This window comes from Streptomyces griseus subsp. griseus (assembly GCF_003610995.1).
Classification (GTDB): domain Bacteria; phylum Actinomycetota; class Actinomycetes; order Streptomycetales; family Streptomycetaceae; genus Streptomyces.
The window spans coordinates 5924872-5940484 of record NZ_CP032543.1 but is presented as its reverse complement, the minus strand read 5'-3'; the positions used below and the strand labels follow the sequence as shown (position 1 = coordinate 5940484).

The 15613-nt window shown below is 71.3% G+C and carries 10 protein-coding genes and 1 pseudogene; 5 read left to right on the top strand and 6 right to left on the bottom strand.

Going from position 1 to position 15613, the window contains the following annotated elements; translation table 11 throughout:
• Window positions 1–21: 21 nt before the first annotated feature.
• From D6270_RS26670 to D6270_RS26660, 3 genes and pseudogenes are all read right to left on the bottom strand, one after another.
• Complete coding sequence (locus D6270_RS26670; protein ID WP_109163146.1) at window positions 22–1068, bottom strand: iron-siderophore ABC transporter substrate-binding protein; 1047 nt, start codon at window positions 1066–1068, stop codon at window positions 22–24.
• A 370-nt stretch (window positions 1069–1438) separates the two neighbouring features.
• A pseudogene (locus D6270_RS26665) lies at window positions 1439–4212 on the bottom strand (molybdopterin-dependent oxidoreductase).
• Window positions 4209–5033 carry an FAD binding domain-containing protein gene (locus tag D6270_RS26660; RefSeq protein ID WP_109163147.1) on the bottom strand — a complete coding sequence of 275 codons (825 nt, stop codon included), beginning with the start codon at window positions 5031–5033 and terminating at the stop codon, window positions 4209–4211. Before D6270_RS26660 ends, D6270_RS26665 begins: the two are co-directional and overlap by 4 nt.
• 204 nt (window positions 5034–5237) lie before the next feature.
• Between D6270_RS26660 and D6270_RS26655 the strand changes: the two genes are divergently transcribed.
• Entirely contained in the window at window positions 5238–6782 is a 1545-nt protein-coding gene (locus D6270_RS26655; RefSeq protein ID WP_109163148.1) for a helix-turn-helix domain-containing protein, read from the top strand.
• A 37-nt stretch (window positions 6783–6819) separates the two neighbouring features.
• Here the strand turns inward: D6270_RS26655 and D6270_RS26650 are convergent, their stop codons facing one another.
• Window positions 6820–8163, bottom strand: a complete 1344-nt coding sequence (locus D6270_RS26650) for an aminotransferase-like domain-containing protein (protein WP_109163149.1) — start codon at window positions 8161–8163, stop codon at window positions 6820–6822.
• A gap of 196 nt (window positions 8164–8359) precedes the next feature.
• Here D6270_RS26650 and D6270_RS26645 point away from each other — a divergent pair, with 196 nt between their 5' ends.
• On the top strand, window positions 8360–9007 hold the full coding sequence (locus tag D6270_RS26645) for a LysE family translocator (RefSeq protein WP_109163150.1): 648 nt from the start codon (window positions 8360–8362) through the stop codon (window positions 9005–9007).
• A gap of 200 nt (window positions 9008–9207) precedes the next feature.
• Here the strand turns inward: D6270_RS26645 and D6270_RS26640 are convergent, their stop codons facing one another.
• Window positions 9208–10167: a glycoside hydrolase family 43 protein gene (locus tag D6270_RS26640; protein ID WP_109167260.1), complete on the bottom strand. Its 960-nt coding sequence runs from the start codon at window positions 10165–10167 to the stop codon at window positions 9208–9210.
• A 1007-nt stretch (window positions 10168–11174) separates the two neighbouring features.
• Here D6270_RS26640 and D6270_RS26635 point away from each other — a divergent pair.
• The 3 genes from D6270_RS26635 (at window position 11175) to D6270_RS26625 (ending at window position 14572) form a co-directional block, all read left to right on the top strand.
• Window positions 11175–12608, top strand: a complete 1434-nt coding sequence (locus D6270_RS26635) for an endo-1,4-beta-xylanase (RefSeq protein ID WP_109163151.1) — start codon at window positions 11175–11177, stop codon at window positions 12606–12608.
• A gap of 606 nt (window positions 12609–13214) precedes the next feature.
• Window positions 13215–14003 carry a hypothetical protein gene (locus tag D6270_RS26630; RefSeq protein ID WP_109163152.1) on the top strand — a complete coding sequence of 263 codons (789 nt, stop codon included), beginning with the start codon at window positions 13215–13217 and terminating at the stop codon, window positions 14001–14003.
• 197 nt (window positions 14004–14200) lie between these two features.
• Window positions 14201–14572: a hypothetical protein gene (locus D6270_RS26625; RefSeq protein ID WP_158650550.1), complete on the top strand. Its 372-nt coding sequence runs from the start codon at window positions 14201–14203 to the stop codon at window positions 14570–14572.
• A 361-nt stretch (window positions 14573–14933) separates the two neighbouring features.
• On the opposite strand, the gene D6270_RS26620 is transcribed toward D6270_RS26625, so the two are convergent.
• Complete coding sequence (locus D6270_RS26620; protein ID WP_109163154.1) at window positions 14934–15551, bottom strand: type VII secretion system-associated protein; 618 nt, start codon at window positions 15549–15551, stop codon at window positions 14934–14936.
• Window positions 15552–15613 lie beyond the last annotated feature (62 nt).

The window sequence follows — 15613 nt, the reverse complement described above, 5'->3', positions numbered from 1 at the left end:
GGTTCGGATACCGGGCCGGGACTACTTGCCGGCCTTCTTGACGGCCTCGTCGATGATCGGCAGGTAGCGCTCGATCGTCCACGGCACGGTCAGCGGGTTGATGATCGAGGAGGCGGTGACGAAGGAGTTGTCGTTGCTCGCGACGACGGCACCCTTCTTGATCGCGGGGATCGCGCCGTACAGCTTCTGGCCCTCGATCTCCTTGCGGTTCTTCGCGTCCGTGTAGAACGTGAAGATCAGGTCGCTGTCCTTCAGCTTCTCGGCGTTCTCCAGGCCGATGAGGGCCGAGTCGGTGCCGGGGGTCTCCTTGAAGCCGTTGACGACGGGGTCGACCTTCAGGCCGAGCGAGGAGACCATCTTGACGCGCTGCTCCTCGGGCTTGAAGACGCCGAGGGTGCCGGGGCCGGAGTTGTAGATGTAGGAGAAGGTGACCTTCTGGTAGTCCGGCCGGGTGGCCGCGGCGTCGGCGAGCTGCTTCTCGATCTCCGTCTTGAGGACGTCGGTGTCCTTCGTCCGGCCGAGCGCCTTGCCGATGATGTCGATCTGCTGGTCCCAGTCGGTGCTCCACGCCTGGTCCGGGTAGGCGACCGTGGGGGCGATGTCCTTGAGGACGTCGTACTGCTTCTGCGTGATGCCCGACCAGGGGGCGAGGATGACGTCCGGCTCCAGCTCGGTGATGGCCTCGAAGTCGATCTCCTCGCCGCCCGCGAACTGCTTGGGCAGCTTGTCGCCGGACTTCTTCACGGCCTCGTCGATCCACGGGAGGTAGCCGGACTTGTCGCTGCCCCACGGGTAGCTCTCGATGCCGACCGGGGTCTGGCCGAGGGCTATCGCGGTCTCGGCGGAGCCCTGGCCGAGGGTGACGATGCGCTGCGGCTGCTCGTCGATCTTCGCGGTGCCGAGGGAGCTCTTGATCGAGACGGGGAAGGCGCCTCCGCTCTGCGCCGTGTCCTTCGCCGCGCCCTTGCTGTCACCGTCCGAGGAGCAGCCGGCCAGGACGACGGCGAGGGCGACGGCGGTGGCCGAAGCAGCAAGGGTGTGACGGCGCAGACGGGTGAAGCCGAGCATGGGTGTTCCTCATGGTTGGACGAGCGAGTGAGACTAAGGCAAGCCTAAGCTAACCGTACATAGGGGTCTGCCGCCCTCTGCCCCCGCCCTCCCGTGCCGCCCGGTCACACGCGGCGGGCAGGGCGCCGCTTCCCACGCCCCGCCCGCCGCGTGGGGCGCCTGAGCCGGGGCCGTGGCCCATCCCCCTGCCGCTCGGCTCCGAACAACCTTGGGAGCCCGTCCGGACTCCTCACGGCGAGGCAGGTGGGACCCATGGCCCAGGCACGTTCACTGCTCACCCCCGACCTTCCGCCCCGCTTCGCGACGCCGGACCTTCCGGGAGCGCGGGTTCCGGCCGACCGGCCGTCGGCCCGCCGTCCGGAAGTGATCGTCAGCCCGTTCCCTTCTCGTGGAGCGCCAGCCACACCCGGTCGCGCGTCAGCGGCAGTTCGGTGAACCTGATGCCCGTCGCATCGCGCAGCGCGTTGGCGAAGGCCGGGGCGACCGGGTTGAACGGGCTCTCGCTCATCGACTTCGCGCCCAGCGGGCCGATCGCGTCCGAGGTCTCCATGAAGTGCACCTCGGTACGCGGCACATCGGCGTACTGCGTCAGCCGGTAGCGGCGGAACGCGGCCGTGACGACCTGGCCGCGCTCGTCGAGGCGTACGTTCTCGAAGAGGGTCGCGCCGAGCGCCTGCGCCACCCCGCCCTCGACCTGGCCCCGGCACTGCATCGGGTTCATCACCTTGCCCGCGTCGGCGGCGTGGACGGAGCGCAGGATGCGGATCTCGCCGGTGCCCGGGTCCACGGCGAGCCGGAACCACTGGGCGTTGAACGCCACCGAACGCGGCGATCCGCCCCAGTGCCCGTCCGCCGACAGTTCGCGCCCGGCTGCGCGGGCTGCCTGGTACAGCTCCTTGAGGCTGACCGCGCGCCCGGCGTACTCCACGGCATCCGCGGTGAGCCTGCACTCCCCCGGAGCCGCCCCCACATACCGGGCGGCGAACTCCAGCAGTTGTACGGCGAGGGCGTCGGCGGCCTTCATCACGCCTTGCCCGCCACCACCGTCCCGGCCGAACCGAAGGCGCCCGTGTCGTGCCGGACCACATCGGTGTCCGACTGGCGGATCGTGATCCGGTCGACGGTCGTGGAGAGAGCGCCCGCGGTGATCTGTTGGTGGACGGTCGTGGTGCCGTTGCCGAACTCGGCGGTGCCGACGGCGATGTCGTACGTTCCGTCCTGGAGCAGCTTCACCCTGGCGTCCGCGAAGTGGCCGCCGGGCGGGCCGGTGGCGATCATCGACATCCCGGCGCCCTGGCCGACGAGCCACCCCTCGGGGACGTCGTCGCCGGGCCCGGAACCGGAGGGGGAAGCGGAACCGTCCCCGTACTCCCCGATCGCGTCCCGTACGACCTGGAGGCACTGGTCGAGACCGTAGCCGGCGATCTCCAGGTCCTCCTCCTCGCCGCCGGGGCTGATCATGTGCTCGCCGGGGCCGATGATGTTCAACTCCCGGAAGACCAGCGGGTCGACGCCGGTGCGCCGGGCCAGCTCGTCCATCACCGACTCGACCGCGAAGACGACCTGGCCGAGGCCGTAGCCCCGGAAGGCGCCCGCGGGAACGGAGTTGGTGTAGACGGAGTAGGCGTCCACCTTCTTGTGCGGGGCGCGGTAGACGGCCATGGACTCGCCAACGCTGTGGAACATGACGGCGGGGCCGTGGTTGCCGTACGCCCCGGTGTCCGACACCACCCGCACCTGGAGGGCGGTGAGTGTGCCGTCCGCCCGGGCGCCCGCGCGGACCCCGATGGTGAAGGGGTGGCGGGTGGTGGCACCGTAGAACTGCTCGGCGCGCGTGTACTCCAGCTTGACCGGGCGGCGCAGCCGCATCACGGCGAGCGCCACGATGTCCTCGACGATCATCTCCTGCTTTCCGCCGAGACCGCCGCCGACCCGGCCCGCCAGCACCCGCACCCGCACCCGCTTCAACTCCAGGCCGAACAGGGCGCACAGGGCCCGCCGGGTGAGGAAGGGGGTCTGGGTGCTGGAGCGCACGGTGAGCCGTTCCTCACCGTCCTCCCCGCTCTCGTACCAGGCGACCGCGCCGTGCGTCTCCAGGCTGGCGTGCTGGACCCGTTGGGTGCGGAAGGTCTCCTCGTGGACGACGTCGGCCTCGGCGAACCCCACCTCCACCGAGCCGATCTCGCCGTGCACTTCACCGACGACGTTGTTCTCGGGGCGGGCGATGCGCGACTCGGGGCCCTTGGCGTGGACGACCGGGGCGCCGGGGGCCATCGCCTCCTCCGGGTCGGTGACGTACGGGAGTTGCTCGTACGTCACCTCGATCCGGCGGCACCCCTCCTCGGCCGCCGCCTCGCTGTCGGCGACCACGGCGGCGACGCGCTGGCCGATGTAGCGGACGGTGTCGTCCAGCAGCCGGGTGTCGTCGGGATCTTCGGTGGGGTGCTCGTGGCGGGCGGTGGAGTAGAGCCGTTCCGGGGCGTCGTGGTGGGTGAGGACCAGGTGGACGCCGGGGACGCGCAGGGCGGCGGCCGTGTCGATGGCGACGATGCGGGCGTGCGGGTGCGGGGAGCGCAGGAGCTTCATATGGAGGAGGCCGGGGACGTCGAGGTCGAAGGTGTACCGCGCGGTGCCCGTCACCACCTGGGGCCCGGCCGGGGCGCCCAGGTTGCGGCCGACGGCCCGCCCGGCGCCCGGCTCCTCGGTGTGCCGTACGCCGCGCACCGCGTCCTCGATGGCCCGGTAGCCGGTACAGCGGCAGATGTTGCCCTTGAACGCCCGGGGCAGGTCGGTGAGTTGCTCCTCGTCGAGGGCGGCCGTCGTCATCAGGTACCCGGCGGTGCAGAAGCCGCACTGGAACCCCTGCGCGTCGAGGAACTGCTGTTGTACGGGGTGGAGTTCACCGCCCTCGCCCGCCAGCCCCTCCACCGTGGTGACGGTCCGCCCCTCGGCTCGCAGGGCGGGGTAGAGGCAGCTGTGCACCGGCTCCCCGTCCACGTGCACCGTGCACGCCCCGCAGTCCCCGGCGTCGCAGCCCTTCTTGACGCCGAACCAGCCGCGCTCGCGGAGGTAGGTGCGCAGGCACTGCCCGGCGCGCGGCTCGTCCTCGAAGGGCCGGCCGTTGATGCGGATCCCGTAGCTCATGCCGCTCCCCCTGAAGTCAGTTCCCGGCGGATCTCCTCGGCGAAGCGCAGCGCCATGTGCCGCCGCCACGCGGGCAGTCCGTGGATGTCGTCGAACCAGTCGTCGGCGCCGGCCGTGGAGTCGATCGCGTCCCGCAGCGTGTCCCGGTCCGGCGGCAAGGGGAACCAGAAGCGGAACGGCCGGACCGTCGCGGCGCTCACCGTCACGGCCAGCGACCCGTCGACCGGGTCCAGGACCCCGATGACCAGCGCCCCCGAGCGCCCGAGCCCGTAGAGGGAGGCCTGGCGGAACGCCGTACGGGAGGCGAGGGCGCGGGCGGGCAGGGTGACCGAGCGCAGCAGCTCGCCCTCGGCCAGGTCCTTGCGGCCCGCGCCGGTGACGAAGTCCGCCACCTTCACGCGGCGCAGCGAACCGTCCTGGGCGCGGAGCAGGCAGGTGCCGTCCAGCGCGGCGGTGAGCGAGATCATCGGCCCGGCGGGCAGGGCGTTGCAGAGGTTGCCGCCGACGGTCGCCATGTTCCAGATCTTGAACGAGGCGAGGAAGGCCCGGCAGCACTGCTCCACGAGCGGAGCCGCCGGGGCGCCCCAGGCCCTCCCGAACCGCGAGAGCCGCGCGATCGTGCAGGTCGCCGCCAGCTCCAGCGAACCGTCCGGCAGCTCGCGCACCGGCTCCCAGCCCATCCGGCTCAGGTCCACCAGCCGGCGCAGATGCGGCTGCGGCTCGGAGAAGAGGTAGGTGCCGCCGCCGAGCCAGGCGTCGCCCGGCCGCCAGGGGGCGGGGCTGCGGGCGTCCCGCACGTCGAGCACCGTGTTGAGGTCCATGACCGCCAGTGAAACCCCGCGCCGGGGGCCCGCACGACTGGTTCACCGTACGGAAATACACCAGGCCGAGGACGTAGCGCTGGAGGATCGACCAAGAGGTGTTTGCCTCCCTTGGCCTGGCATTTACGATGCGGAGACTCGCATTGGCCTCGTGAATGTGAGATGCCGGGTGCGGTGCCCGGCAGCCCCGCAAGGAGACCGCCCATGCACGTCGAAGACCTCCTCCGGCTGGAGTCCCTGGACCTCACCCTGCTCTGGGGCGGCCCTCCGCTCCTCGCGCGGGAGATCAGCGGGGTCACCGCGACCGATCTGGAGGACCCGGGGCGGTTCCTCCAGCGGGGCGAGATCGTGCTGAGCGGCCTGGTGTGGTGGAGCGCGGCGGACGAGGAGGGGACGGCGGACCGGTTCGTCACGGCCCTGCGGGACGCCGGCGCGGCCGCGCTGCTGGCAGGCGAGGAGACGCACGGGAGGGTGCCGGAGGTGCTGGTCGACGTGTGCCGCCGGCACGGGATCGCGCTGTTCTCCGTGCCGGTGCACACCTCGTTCCGGGCGATCACCGACACCGTGTACCTGCGGCAGTGGGGCGACCTCAGCAGGCGGCCCGCCGCCCTCTACGCGCTGCCGGAGAACGTACGGGGCGAGCTGGGCCGGCTCCTCACGGACGGCGCGGACCCGGACACGCTGCTCACCCGGGCGGTGGCGCATCTGGGGACCCCGCCCTGCCACGTGCTCAGCGCCACCGGCCGCACGATCGCCCGTACGCCGACGGCCCGGGCCCTCACCGCCGCCCAGGCGGCCGAGCGGCTGAAGGCCGCCTTGCCCGTGGACCCGGACGCGTCGGCGTACGGGCAGTGGTTCCTGCATCTGGCCGGGGCGGTGGACGTCCCGCCGCGGATGCTGCACGAGATAGCCGAGGTGTTCGCCCAGCTCCGGCAAGGGGTGGTGCGCCGCGAGGCCGCGGCGCGCGGTCCCGCCACGGAGCTGCTGCCCCTCCTCGACACACCGGGCTCCGGCTCCGGCTCAGGTGCCGCGCCGCTCGCGGCGGCCCTGCGCGCCTGCGGCCTCCCGGACCACGGCCCGTTCACGGTGGTCGCGGTCTCCGTGGGGGCGGCGGAGGGCGGCGATGCGGCGGAGGCGCTGGGGGAGGTTCTGCGCCATCTGCCGGGGCAGCGGTTCGCCGTGGGGCGGGTGGCCGGGGGCGGGACGGCGGCGGTGATCGCCGCGGATTCCGGCGCCGGGGACGCCGACGCCCCCGATGCCGTGGTCTCCGCCCTCAAAGGCCTCTGGCCCACCCTGCCCGCCTGCGGTGAGATCGTCTTCCCGTACGGAGGTGTCAGCGCCCCGGCAGCCACCACGGCCGGACTCAACGGCGCTCTGGCGCAGGCCCGTTACGCGCTGACGGCCACGTCACGGATGGCAACGGCGGAGGGCGCCCGCCTCACCGCGATCGAGGACCTCACGACCCTCGGCGCCCTGCTCGCGGGCGTCCCCACCGACGTACGGGCGGCCTTCGGCAGCCATGCCCTGGGCCCGCTCGCCGATGCGACGAACCCCTCCCACCGGATGCTCCTGGAGACCCTCGACACCTTCCTTGCGCACAACGGGTCCTGGGCGCGGACGGCCGAGGCCCTGCATCTGCACGTCAACACCGTGCATTACCGCATCCGGCGCGTGGAGTTGCTGACCGGCCGCGACCTGGGCCGCCTCGACCACAAGCTGGACCTGAAGGCGGCGCTGCTCTGCCGCTGACCTCAACGGCCCCGGAAGCCCGACCGTGGCCCCGGCCTCAGTCCTGGGCCAGATCGTCCGGGGCGGACCTGGCCAGGTCCGCCAGCGTCGCGAGGGCCCGCGAGAGGGTCTCCTCTGCCGGTGAGGCGAGGCCGAGCCGGATGGCGTGCGGCCCGCGGTGCCGGCCGGCGGAGAACGCGGCGGCCGGGGTGACCGCGATGCCGTGCCGGGCCGCCGCGGCGACGAAGGTGTCGGCACGCCACGGGCTCGGCAGCTCCCACCAGCGGTAGTACGACCCCGGCGCGGAGCGGGTCGCGAAGTCACCGAGGTGGCGCTGCGCGATCGACTGCCGCTCCCGTGCCTGCCGTTGCTTGGCCCGTACGAGCGTTTCCACGGCGCCGTCCGCCTGCCACTGGGCCATCGCCTCCAAGGGGAAACCCATGGGGGTCCAGCCCCCGGAGCGCAGAGCGGCCGCGACCCCGCCCGACACGGCGGCGGGGGCGACGGCGAACCCGAGGGAGAGCCCCGGAGCCAGCCGCTTGGACAGGCTGTCGACGAGGACGGTCCGCTCGGGCGCACGGGACGCGAGAGGCGGCAGATCGTCCCGGAGGAAGGCCCAGACGGCGTCCTCGATCGCATGGATCCCGCACGTCAGCAGCACATCGGCCAGGCGGTCCAGCCGGTCGGCGGGCATGGTCAGCGACAGCGGATTGTGCAGGACCGGCTGTACGTAGACGGCGTGCAGCGGCCCCGCCCGGTGCGCCTCCTCCACCGCCTCCGGGATGAGCCCGGCCTCGTCCATCGCGAGCGGCACGAGGGTGACGCCCAGCCGGGCGGCGATCGCCTTGAGCACCGGGTACGTCAGCTCCTCGACGCCCAGCCGCGCGCCGGGCCGGGTCACGGCGGCGACGACCGCCGAGATCGCCTGGCGCCCGCTCCCGGCGAACAGGATGCGCGCCGGATCGGGGCGCCAGCCGCCCCGCGCGAGCAGGTCGGCCGCGGCATGGCGCACCACCGGGGTCCCGGCCGCCCCGACCGGGCGCAGGGCCGACTCCAGCCGGCCGGGCGTCAGCAGCCTGCCGATCCCGGCGGCGAGCAACTCGGCCTGCTCGGGCACCACAGGGTGGTTCAGCTCCAGGTCGACCCGGCGGTCGGCGGGTTCGGACAGCGCGGGCGCCATGGCCGCCGCACGCGTGGCGTCACAGACGAAGGTGCCGCGGCCGACATGCCCTTCGGTGAGACCCCGGCGCGCGAGCTCCTGGTAGACACGGGTGGCGGTGGAATTGGCGATGCCGTGCTTCCGGGCGAACTCCCTCTGGGTGGGCAGTCGTTCGCCTGCCTTGAGCCGACCCGCCCCGATCTCCGCCGCCACCGCGTCGGCGACACCCCGGAAATCCGTCATGGGCCCCACCCTCCCGTACTCACCGACATCGAAGCACATCATTGCACCGAGATCAACGATCCCTATTGAACCGAGCAAAGAACCGATATTAAACTCACATTGCTCCGATGCTCCTCTGACACACGAGGCCGGAAACGCGGGGGTCGAGCAGAGCGAGCGACGGAACTGGCCACGGGACCGAAGGCGGCGTACAGGAATGGTCGAGCTGACCGGAGTGCTCGGGGTCGCGATGGTCGCCCTGGGGATGGTGCTCACCCCCGGCCCGAACATGGTCTATCTCGTCTCCCGCACCATCACCCAGGGCCGACGGGCGGGAATCGTCTCCCTCGGCGGTGTCGCCGCCGGGTTCCTGGTCTACCTGCTGGCGACGAACCTCGGCCTCTCGGTGGTCTTCGTCGCGGTGCCCGAGTTGTTCGTCGCGGTGAAGCTGGCCGGTGCGGCGTATCTGGCGTACCTCGCCTGGACCGCTCTCAAGCCCGGGGGCGTCTCGGTCTTCGCACCCCGGGACATGCCGCACGACTCCCCGCACAGGCTGTTCACGATGGGCCTGATGACGAATCTGCTCAACCCGAAGATCGCCATCATGTACCTCTCCCTCATCCCGCAGTTCATCGACCTGGATTCGGGGAATGTGCTGCTCCAGGGGTTCGTGCTCGGCTCCGTCCAGATCGCGGTGGCCCTCACGGTCAACCTGGGCATCGTCCTGGCCGCCGGATCCATCGCCGTGTTCCTGGCCCGGCGGCCCTCCTGGCTCAAGGTGCAGCGCCACATGATGGGGACGGCCCTCGGGCTGCTGGCCGTCTCGGTCGCCCTGGACACCTCGGTGCCGGCCGGTTCGAGCTGACTCGGGGGCCGGCCTCGCGTCCCCGTCCTGATCCCGGTTCAGGGCCCGCTCGCCCGAGGGGCGCATCTCAGCACCGTACGTGCCGGGCGATCTCCGCCGGACGTCCCGACCGGCGGGCCGCCGGTGGCCGGAACGCGCGACGTGAGCGCACGAGGGACGGCAGGGGCGGCCAGGCCTTCCTGCCCGCGAACGCCCTTCGCCTACTCGAAGAACTTCAGGCCGTAGCCCACGTCGGTCGTGCTCCCGGGGACGTTGGCGCGCCGGTAGGTGGTGCTGCCCCACCAGACCGCGGTGCCGGAATACCAGTAGCGGTTGGACCACGAGTACGGGGTGCCCTTGGCCACCGCGTGGTAGAGGGTGGGGAAGCGGTTCCCGGAGGGCGGGGCGGCGTTGACGTCGCCCCGGGGCAGGACGAACGAGTGGTGGCCGGGGCCGTTGACGTTCACGGTCGGAGTCCAGCCGGACATCATGGACGGCGCGTGCGAACCGAAGAGGCAGCCGTTGCTCTTGTACCAGTCCCAGACGTACGTGGGGTCACCGCCCGCCCGCAGCCGCAGATCGGCGATGCAGTACTTGTCGCTCCAACTGCCGTTCGCGGAGTAGACGATGTGCAGGCGCCCGGAGGGGTCGACGACCGGCTGGGGAGCCTCGTTGATGTACGGGTTCCCCACGACCCGCTCCCAGGACTCACGCGGCTGCGAGATGACGTACCGTCCGCCGGTGGCCGCGGTGGGGCTGCCCATCCGGGCGATGTAGAGGTTCTGCTCCACGTTGGTGTCGCCGGACCAGCCCGACCACACGAACCAGCGCTGTCCGTTGAAGGTGAAGGGCGCCCCGTCGATGGCCCATTTGTCGCCGGGCAGAGCCACCTTGACAGCCGCGGAGTAGCCGGACGTCGGTTGGGCGGAGCCGATGTGGTACATCCGGTGCGCCGCGCCCTTGCCGGCGGCGAAGTAGATCCGGTACTGGCCGTCGTGATGCACGATCTCCGGCGCCCACACCTCGCCCAGACCGGCCGTGTCCCGCCAGACCTGATGCTTGGGCGCAGTGGCGACGGCCTCCAGGGTCGCGGCGGTACGCACCGCGATGCCACCGTCCACGGCCTTGGCCGAGACATACAGGTCACCCACCTTGATCACGGTCGGATCCGCCCCGCCCACCAGGGAGCGGCCGAGCGTGGAAGGCTGATCGGCCGCGGTCGCCCCCGGCTCCGTCGCGCCTCTGTCCGCCTCCTGGGCGCGGCGGTCGCCGGGCCGCTGGTCAGCCTGGGCTGCCGTCGCGGCCTGACCGAGTGCGAGGAGGCCGACGAGCCCCAGCGGAAGCGCACCGGCGAGCCAGCGGGAAGAGCGCATCAGTTCTCCTCGTGTACATGACGTATGTGAGAGCGCTCTCAAAGGTTCCCTCGCCGTTGCGCCCTGTCAAGACAGGGGGCGGAGTTGCCGAGCGGCGGCGGATGGTCCCCTTCCCCACCGGACCGTCGCGGGTGCGGCGGCACCGGGAGGAGGCCGTCCAGCCGTAGGAGCACATCGGATCACCTCCCGGGAGGGGCAGGGCGCCCCATGGATTGCAGCACGGTCATGACGGCACGACTCACCGAAAATGTTTCGACTTCTTCTCGAACCCTTGGCCTCCACAAGCTAGGAACGAGGAGGGCAACCGTCAAGACGCGCCGCCGATCTGATGCCGCAAAGCGGCGGACACGGAGGGTTGGAGAGCCTGCGACTGCGGATGTCATCCCTGGTGGGCGCCATTTCGGAGCAGCCTTCCACGGCTCTCCGAGGGAGCAGGCCATCCCGGCGACGCTTCGAAACTTTCGAAAGCATTGCGAAATTTTCTGCTACCCAGGCTATTGACGAGCACCGTCAGCGCCTCAATCATCCCTGTCTAGGACGCCGGGACCGGTTCCCGCCGTCCCGTCGCGCCGGGCCGGAGCGATCCGTTCCGTCCTGCGGCAGATCCACCGCACTCGCACTCGCACGGCTGACCCGCGCAGCCGAGCACCCGTACCGGCCACTTCCTGACAGCGAGGTCCGGACCCCACCGCTGTCCGGTACGTACGCCCACGATCGGCACGGTGCCCGTGCGGCCGCCCTGCCGGTAGGGGCGGCCGGAGCAACTCCGCGCTGCGCTTCAGCCCTTCCGTGACATCCACCCTGGAGGCACACTCATGGGCTCGTACGCTCTTCCCGGAACCGCCGTGAGACGGAAATTCCGCACTCTGGCGCTGACGTTCGCCGTCAGCATCCCCCTGGTGGCCACCGCGCTGGTCGCGCCGCCGAACGCACAGGCCGCCGAGAGCACGCTGGGTGCCGCGGCGGCGCAGAGCGGCCGGTACTTCGGTACCGCCATCGCCTCCGGCAAGCTCGGTGAATCCGCCTATACCTCGATCGCCAACCGTGAGTTCACCATGGTGACGGCCGAGAACGAGATGAAGCCGGACGCCACCCAGCCGCAGCGGGGCCAGTTCAACTTCACGGCCGGCGACCGCGTCTACAACTGGGCGGTCCAGAACGGCAAGCAGGTGCGCGGCCACACCCTCGCCTGGCACTCCCAGCAACCCGGCTGGATGCAGAGCCTGAGCGGCAGCACGCTGCGTCAGGCGATGATCGAGCACATCAACGGGGTGATGGCCCACTACAAGGGCAAGATCGTCCAGTGGGACGTCGTGAACGAGGCGTTCGCCGACGGCAACTCGGGGGCCCGTAGGGACTCCAACCTGCAGCGGACCGGCAACGACTGGATCGAGGTCGCCTTCCGCACCGCACGCGCCGCCGACCCGAACGCCAAGCTCTGCTACAACGACTACAACGTCGAGGACTGGAACTGGGCCAAGACCCAGGCCATGTACACCATGGTCAGGGACTTCAAGCAGCGAGGCGTGCCCATCGACTGTGTCGGCTTCCAGGCGCACTTCAACAGCGGCAGCCCCTACAACAGCAATTTCCGCACCACGCTCCAGAGCTTCGCCGCTCTCGGCGTGGACGTGGCTGTCACCGAACTCGACATCCAGGGTGCCTCGTCGACGACCTACGCCAACGTGACCAACGACTGCCTGGCCGTCCCCCGCTGCCTCGGCATCACCGTCTGGGGCGTGCGCGACACCGACTCCTGGCGGGCGGGTGACACGCCGCTGCTGTTCAACGGTGACGGCAGCAAGAAGGCCGCCTACTCCGCCGTCCTCAACGCGCTCAACGGCGGCTCCACCACGCCGCCCACCGGAGGCGGCGGCACGATCAAGGGCGTGGAATCGGGCCGGTGCCTGGACGTACCCAACTCCGGCACGGCCGACGGCACTCAGGTCCAGCTCTGGGACTGCGGAAGTGGCGCCAACCAGAAGTGGACCCGCACCGACGCCGGTGAGCTGAGGGTCTACGACGGCAAGTGCCTGGATGCCGCCGGCACGGGCAACGGCGCCAAGGTCCAGATCTACAGCTGCTGGGGTGGCGACAACCAGAAGTGGCGTCTCAACTCCGACGGGAGCATCGTCGGCGTCCAGTCCGGCCTCTGCCTCGACGCCGTCGGGAGGGGCACCGCCAACGGCACCGCGATCCAGCTCTACTCCTGCTCGAACGGCAACAACCAACGCTGGAACCGGGCCTGACACAGGCGCCGCCCAGACCGGGGGCAGGCGGCGCTCCCTTCGGGGGGCGCCGCCCTGGACGTGGAGTCGCGGCATGGAGACCAGCGGCGGGCGGCGAGAGGCGGGGCGCCGAGAGCCTCGGACGCCGTGCCCTGGGGGCCGACGTCCGGAATGTGCCGATGGGGCGTACCGGTGGCCGGGCGCCGGCTCTGGCGCGGATCACCTCCACCGGCGGGCGTCGGCGGAGCCGCCCTGGGGCTGTGCGGCCTGCTGCCGGATCTGCCGTTCGGCCCCGGCCCGGCCCCGGGCGGGCAGGAGTTGGGGACCGCTGCGGCCCTGCTTTGCCCGCCCAGGACCTCTGGGCCTACAATTCCTTTCGTTTCAGGGCCAGTTGACCGTCAACAGAGTCGCCGGCGGTCCCGCGGAGAGGAGAGTCCGGTGCCTGGGAGATCAAGGTCCGGTTGGCGTCCGGCCCTCCCCCGGCGGCGGGGCCGGCCTACCACGCGGGCCGCACGGCTCCGGCGGACACGGGACCGGACCGACACCCCGGGTCCGACCGGTTTCGTCGGGCGCCTGCTCCAGGCGCGGGGGTGGCTCGCGGCGCTTCTCGGGGGAACGCTGGCGCTGATGATCACCGGCGGGATCATGGCGCTCCCGGGTCAGCTCTTCAACGTCCCCTCACTCAAGGACGACATCCGCTCGGGCCCTGACGTCTCGGTGGCCGTGGCGAAGGTTCAGCTCGATGACGAGGGCATGAGCAGGGTCACCCGGAAGGACCACCGGCCGAGCACGTCGTTACGGCGGTTCCTCGCCCAGCGGGGAGCGGCGTCTTCGCCGGATTTCGATCAGCGACTCCAGTCGGTCGGTGCGGTGAATCTGGAACGCCTCACGCTTCGGGTCGTCTTCACCGGCCACCGGAACCAGACGGTCAACATCGTCAACATCCAACCGGAGATCGTCGAGCGCGGTGCACCGTGGTCGGGAACGCTCTTCAGCGTCCCGTCTCAGGCCGGCAGTCCCACCATGAACATGATGTTCGACCTGGACCGCCCTCGCCCGGTCGCCAGAAAGGCGACGTTCGACGAGGAGAAGGGTGGGATCGCACCGGGCGGCCCATTCTTCGGCGAACAGACGATCACCCTCAAGGACACCGGGCAGCAAGTGGTCCTGGTACGAGCCGAGACCGCCCGCCACTATGTGGCCTTCCGGCTCAAGGCGACCTACATGCTGGGCGACAGGACGAGGAGCGTCACCATCGACGACCACGGAGAGCCCTTCCAGGTCAGCGCCGTCAGTGGTGGACCGGACCGGCTGAAGGACGCGAAGTACCGCCGCATCTTCGTACTGGAGAACGACTTCTCGCTCTGTCAGATCGTCCCGGTCACCGCTTCGGCCTGCGAGTACCAGGGGTCATGACCGCCCGCCGACCGGGGTGGCCGCCTGCCGTTCTTCTGGCCGTCGTAGGTGTGGCCGCCCTGCTGCTGTCGTGTGAGCAGGGCACCGGTATGACGGCACCCCACTCATCCGCACCCCGCGCGCCGGCTCCGGCGCGTTGCTCGGGGACCGACCTGGACGGCCTCAAGCCGACGGCGCCCGATGCGGATCATGAGAGGGTGTTGCGGTTCTGGCGGGGCGTCATCGGCCCCACCTACCGGGCGGCCTGCGCCGAGGACTACCGCCGCCTCGCTCGGCTGCTGGAGTTCGAGGGGTCGCCCGAGCACTTCGTGACCACGGCCTGCTCGGGCTGCACGTCCCTGGAGATCGTCGCCATGTGGCGCGAGGAGTTCGGATTCCGGGGCACCGATCTGGCGCAGCTGCTGGAGTCCCGCCCGGTCCAGGACCAGGGTGGGCTGATGTTCCGGCGGGGGAACGCGGTGGCGTGGTTCGGCCGGGGGACTCAGGAGGTCCCCGGTCAGTGGACGAGCTTCTACCCCCGGTGCGATCTGGAGCCGGTCTGTGTCACGTACGCCGCGGACACCCCCTGAACTCGCCGTTCGGCGTTGGTCCGTCCTCGCATCGCCTCATGGGGAGCGGGGCGTGCCCGTCGACGTTCGACGCCGCCGGCGGTACGACGGCCCGGGCGTCGTGCCCGTGGGCTCCCTTCGAGCCACGGTCGTCCGGGCCCACCAGCATGCGCCGGGCGGACCTGAACGCGGGCTCCGCGACCAGGCGCGGCGGGGCCGCCACGGTGGTTGCCCGGCCGGCCTTCGACCGTGAGGTCCACAAGCGCCGCACCGTCGTGGAACGGTGCTTCAACCGCCTGGAGCAGTGGCACGGTGTTGCTCCCCGAAGCAGCCGTCACCCTCGCGTCACTCCTGATGTGGGCGTGACATCTGACGACAGAACCTAGGGTGTCGGGCCCGCGCTCCCCTCCCCCGACGCCTCTCCCAGCGCGTCCGCGAGTCCTTCCGTCGTCAGCACCATGCTGACCGGGGCCGAGCTGTTGAGGCAGAGGCTGTGTCCGGAGGGGATACGGGCGAGCAGATCGGTGAGCGGAAGGGTTACGGAGCCCAGTTGTCCGAGGCCACGGAGGTAGCGCGGGGAGGTGTAGACGGGGACCACCGGCGTGCCGTCGGGTGCGGACGCGCTCACCGGTTCGCCGTCCGCCGTGACCGGCACCGCGACCTCCGCCCGGGCCAGGGCGGCGGTGACGTCCTCGGCGGGGCCGTAGCCGGTGGTGGCGAGCTGGACCGCCCGGTCCACCTCGTCGGCGGGCTCGGGCCAGCCCATCGCCTCCGGCGACGGGCGGTACTCCGGGTTGTCCTCCCACTCGACGATCTCGCCCTCATGGTCCGAGCGCCACTGGCCGATGACGGCCCACTCCGGCGGCGGGCCCTCCCCGCGCCAGGCGGGATCGGCAAGGTAGAGCCAGTGGTCGGGCGCGAGCCGGGCGGCCTCGATGAACTCCTCCGGAGGAGCCGGCTCCAGAGGGGAGGTGGCGGGCCGGGCGTCGGACTCACTCATCGTGTCCTCGTTCTGGGTGTGCTGGGGCCTGGGATCAGGCATGGGGTGGGCGGGGAGAGAGC

Coding starts and splice junctions, on each gene's coding strand:
- D6270_RS26670 (WP_109163146.1), bottom strand. CDS start 1,068: ATGCTCGGCTTCACCCGTCTGCGCCGTCACACCCTTGCTGCTTCGGCC.
- D6270_RS26660 (WP_109163147.1), bottom strand. CDS start 5,033: ATGGACCTCAACACGGTGCTCGACGTGCGGGACGCCCGCAGCCCCGCC.
- D6270_RS26655 (WP_109163148.1), top strand. CDS start 5,238: ATGCACGTCGAAGACCTCCTCCGGCTGGAGTCCCTGGACCTCACCCTG.
- D6270_RS26650 (WP_109163149.1), bottom strand. CDS start 8,163: ATGACGGATTTCCGGGGTGTCGCCGACGCGGTGGCGGCGGAGATCGGG.
- D6270_RS26645 (WP_109163150.1), top strand. CDS start 8,360: ATGGTCGAGCTGACCGGAGTGCTCGGGGTCGCGATGGTCGCCCTGGGG.
- D6270_RS26635 (WP_109163151.1), top strand. CDS start 11,175: ATGGGCTCGTACGCTCTTCCCGGAACCGCCGTGAGACGGAAATTCCGC.
- D6270_RS26630 (WP_109163152.1), top strand. CDS start 13,215: ATGATCACCGGCGGGATCATGGCGCTCCCGGGTCAGCTCTTCAACGTC.
- D6270_RS26620 (WP_109163154.1), bottom strand. CDS start 15,551: ATGAGTGAGTCCGACGCCCGGCCCGCCACCTCCCCTCTGGAGCCGGCT.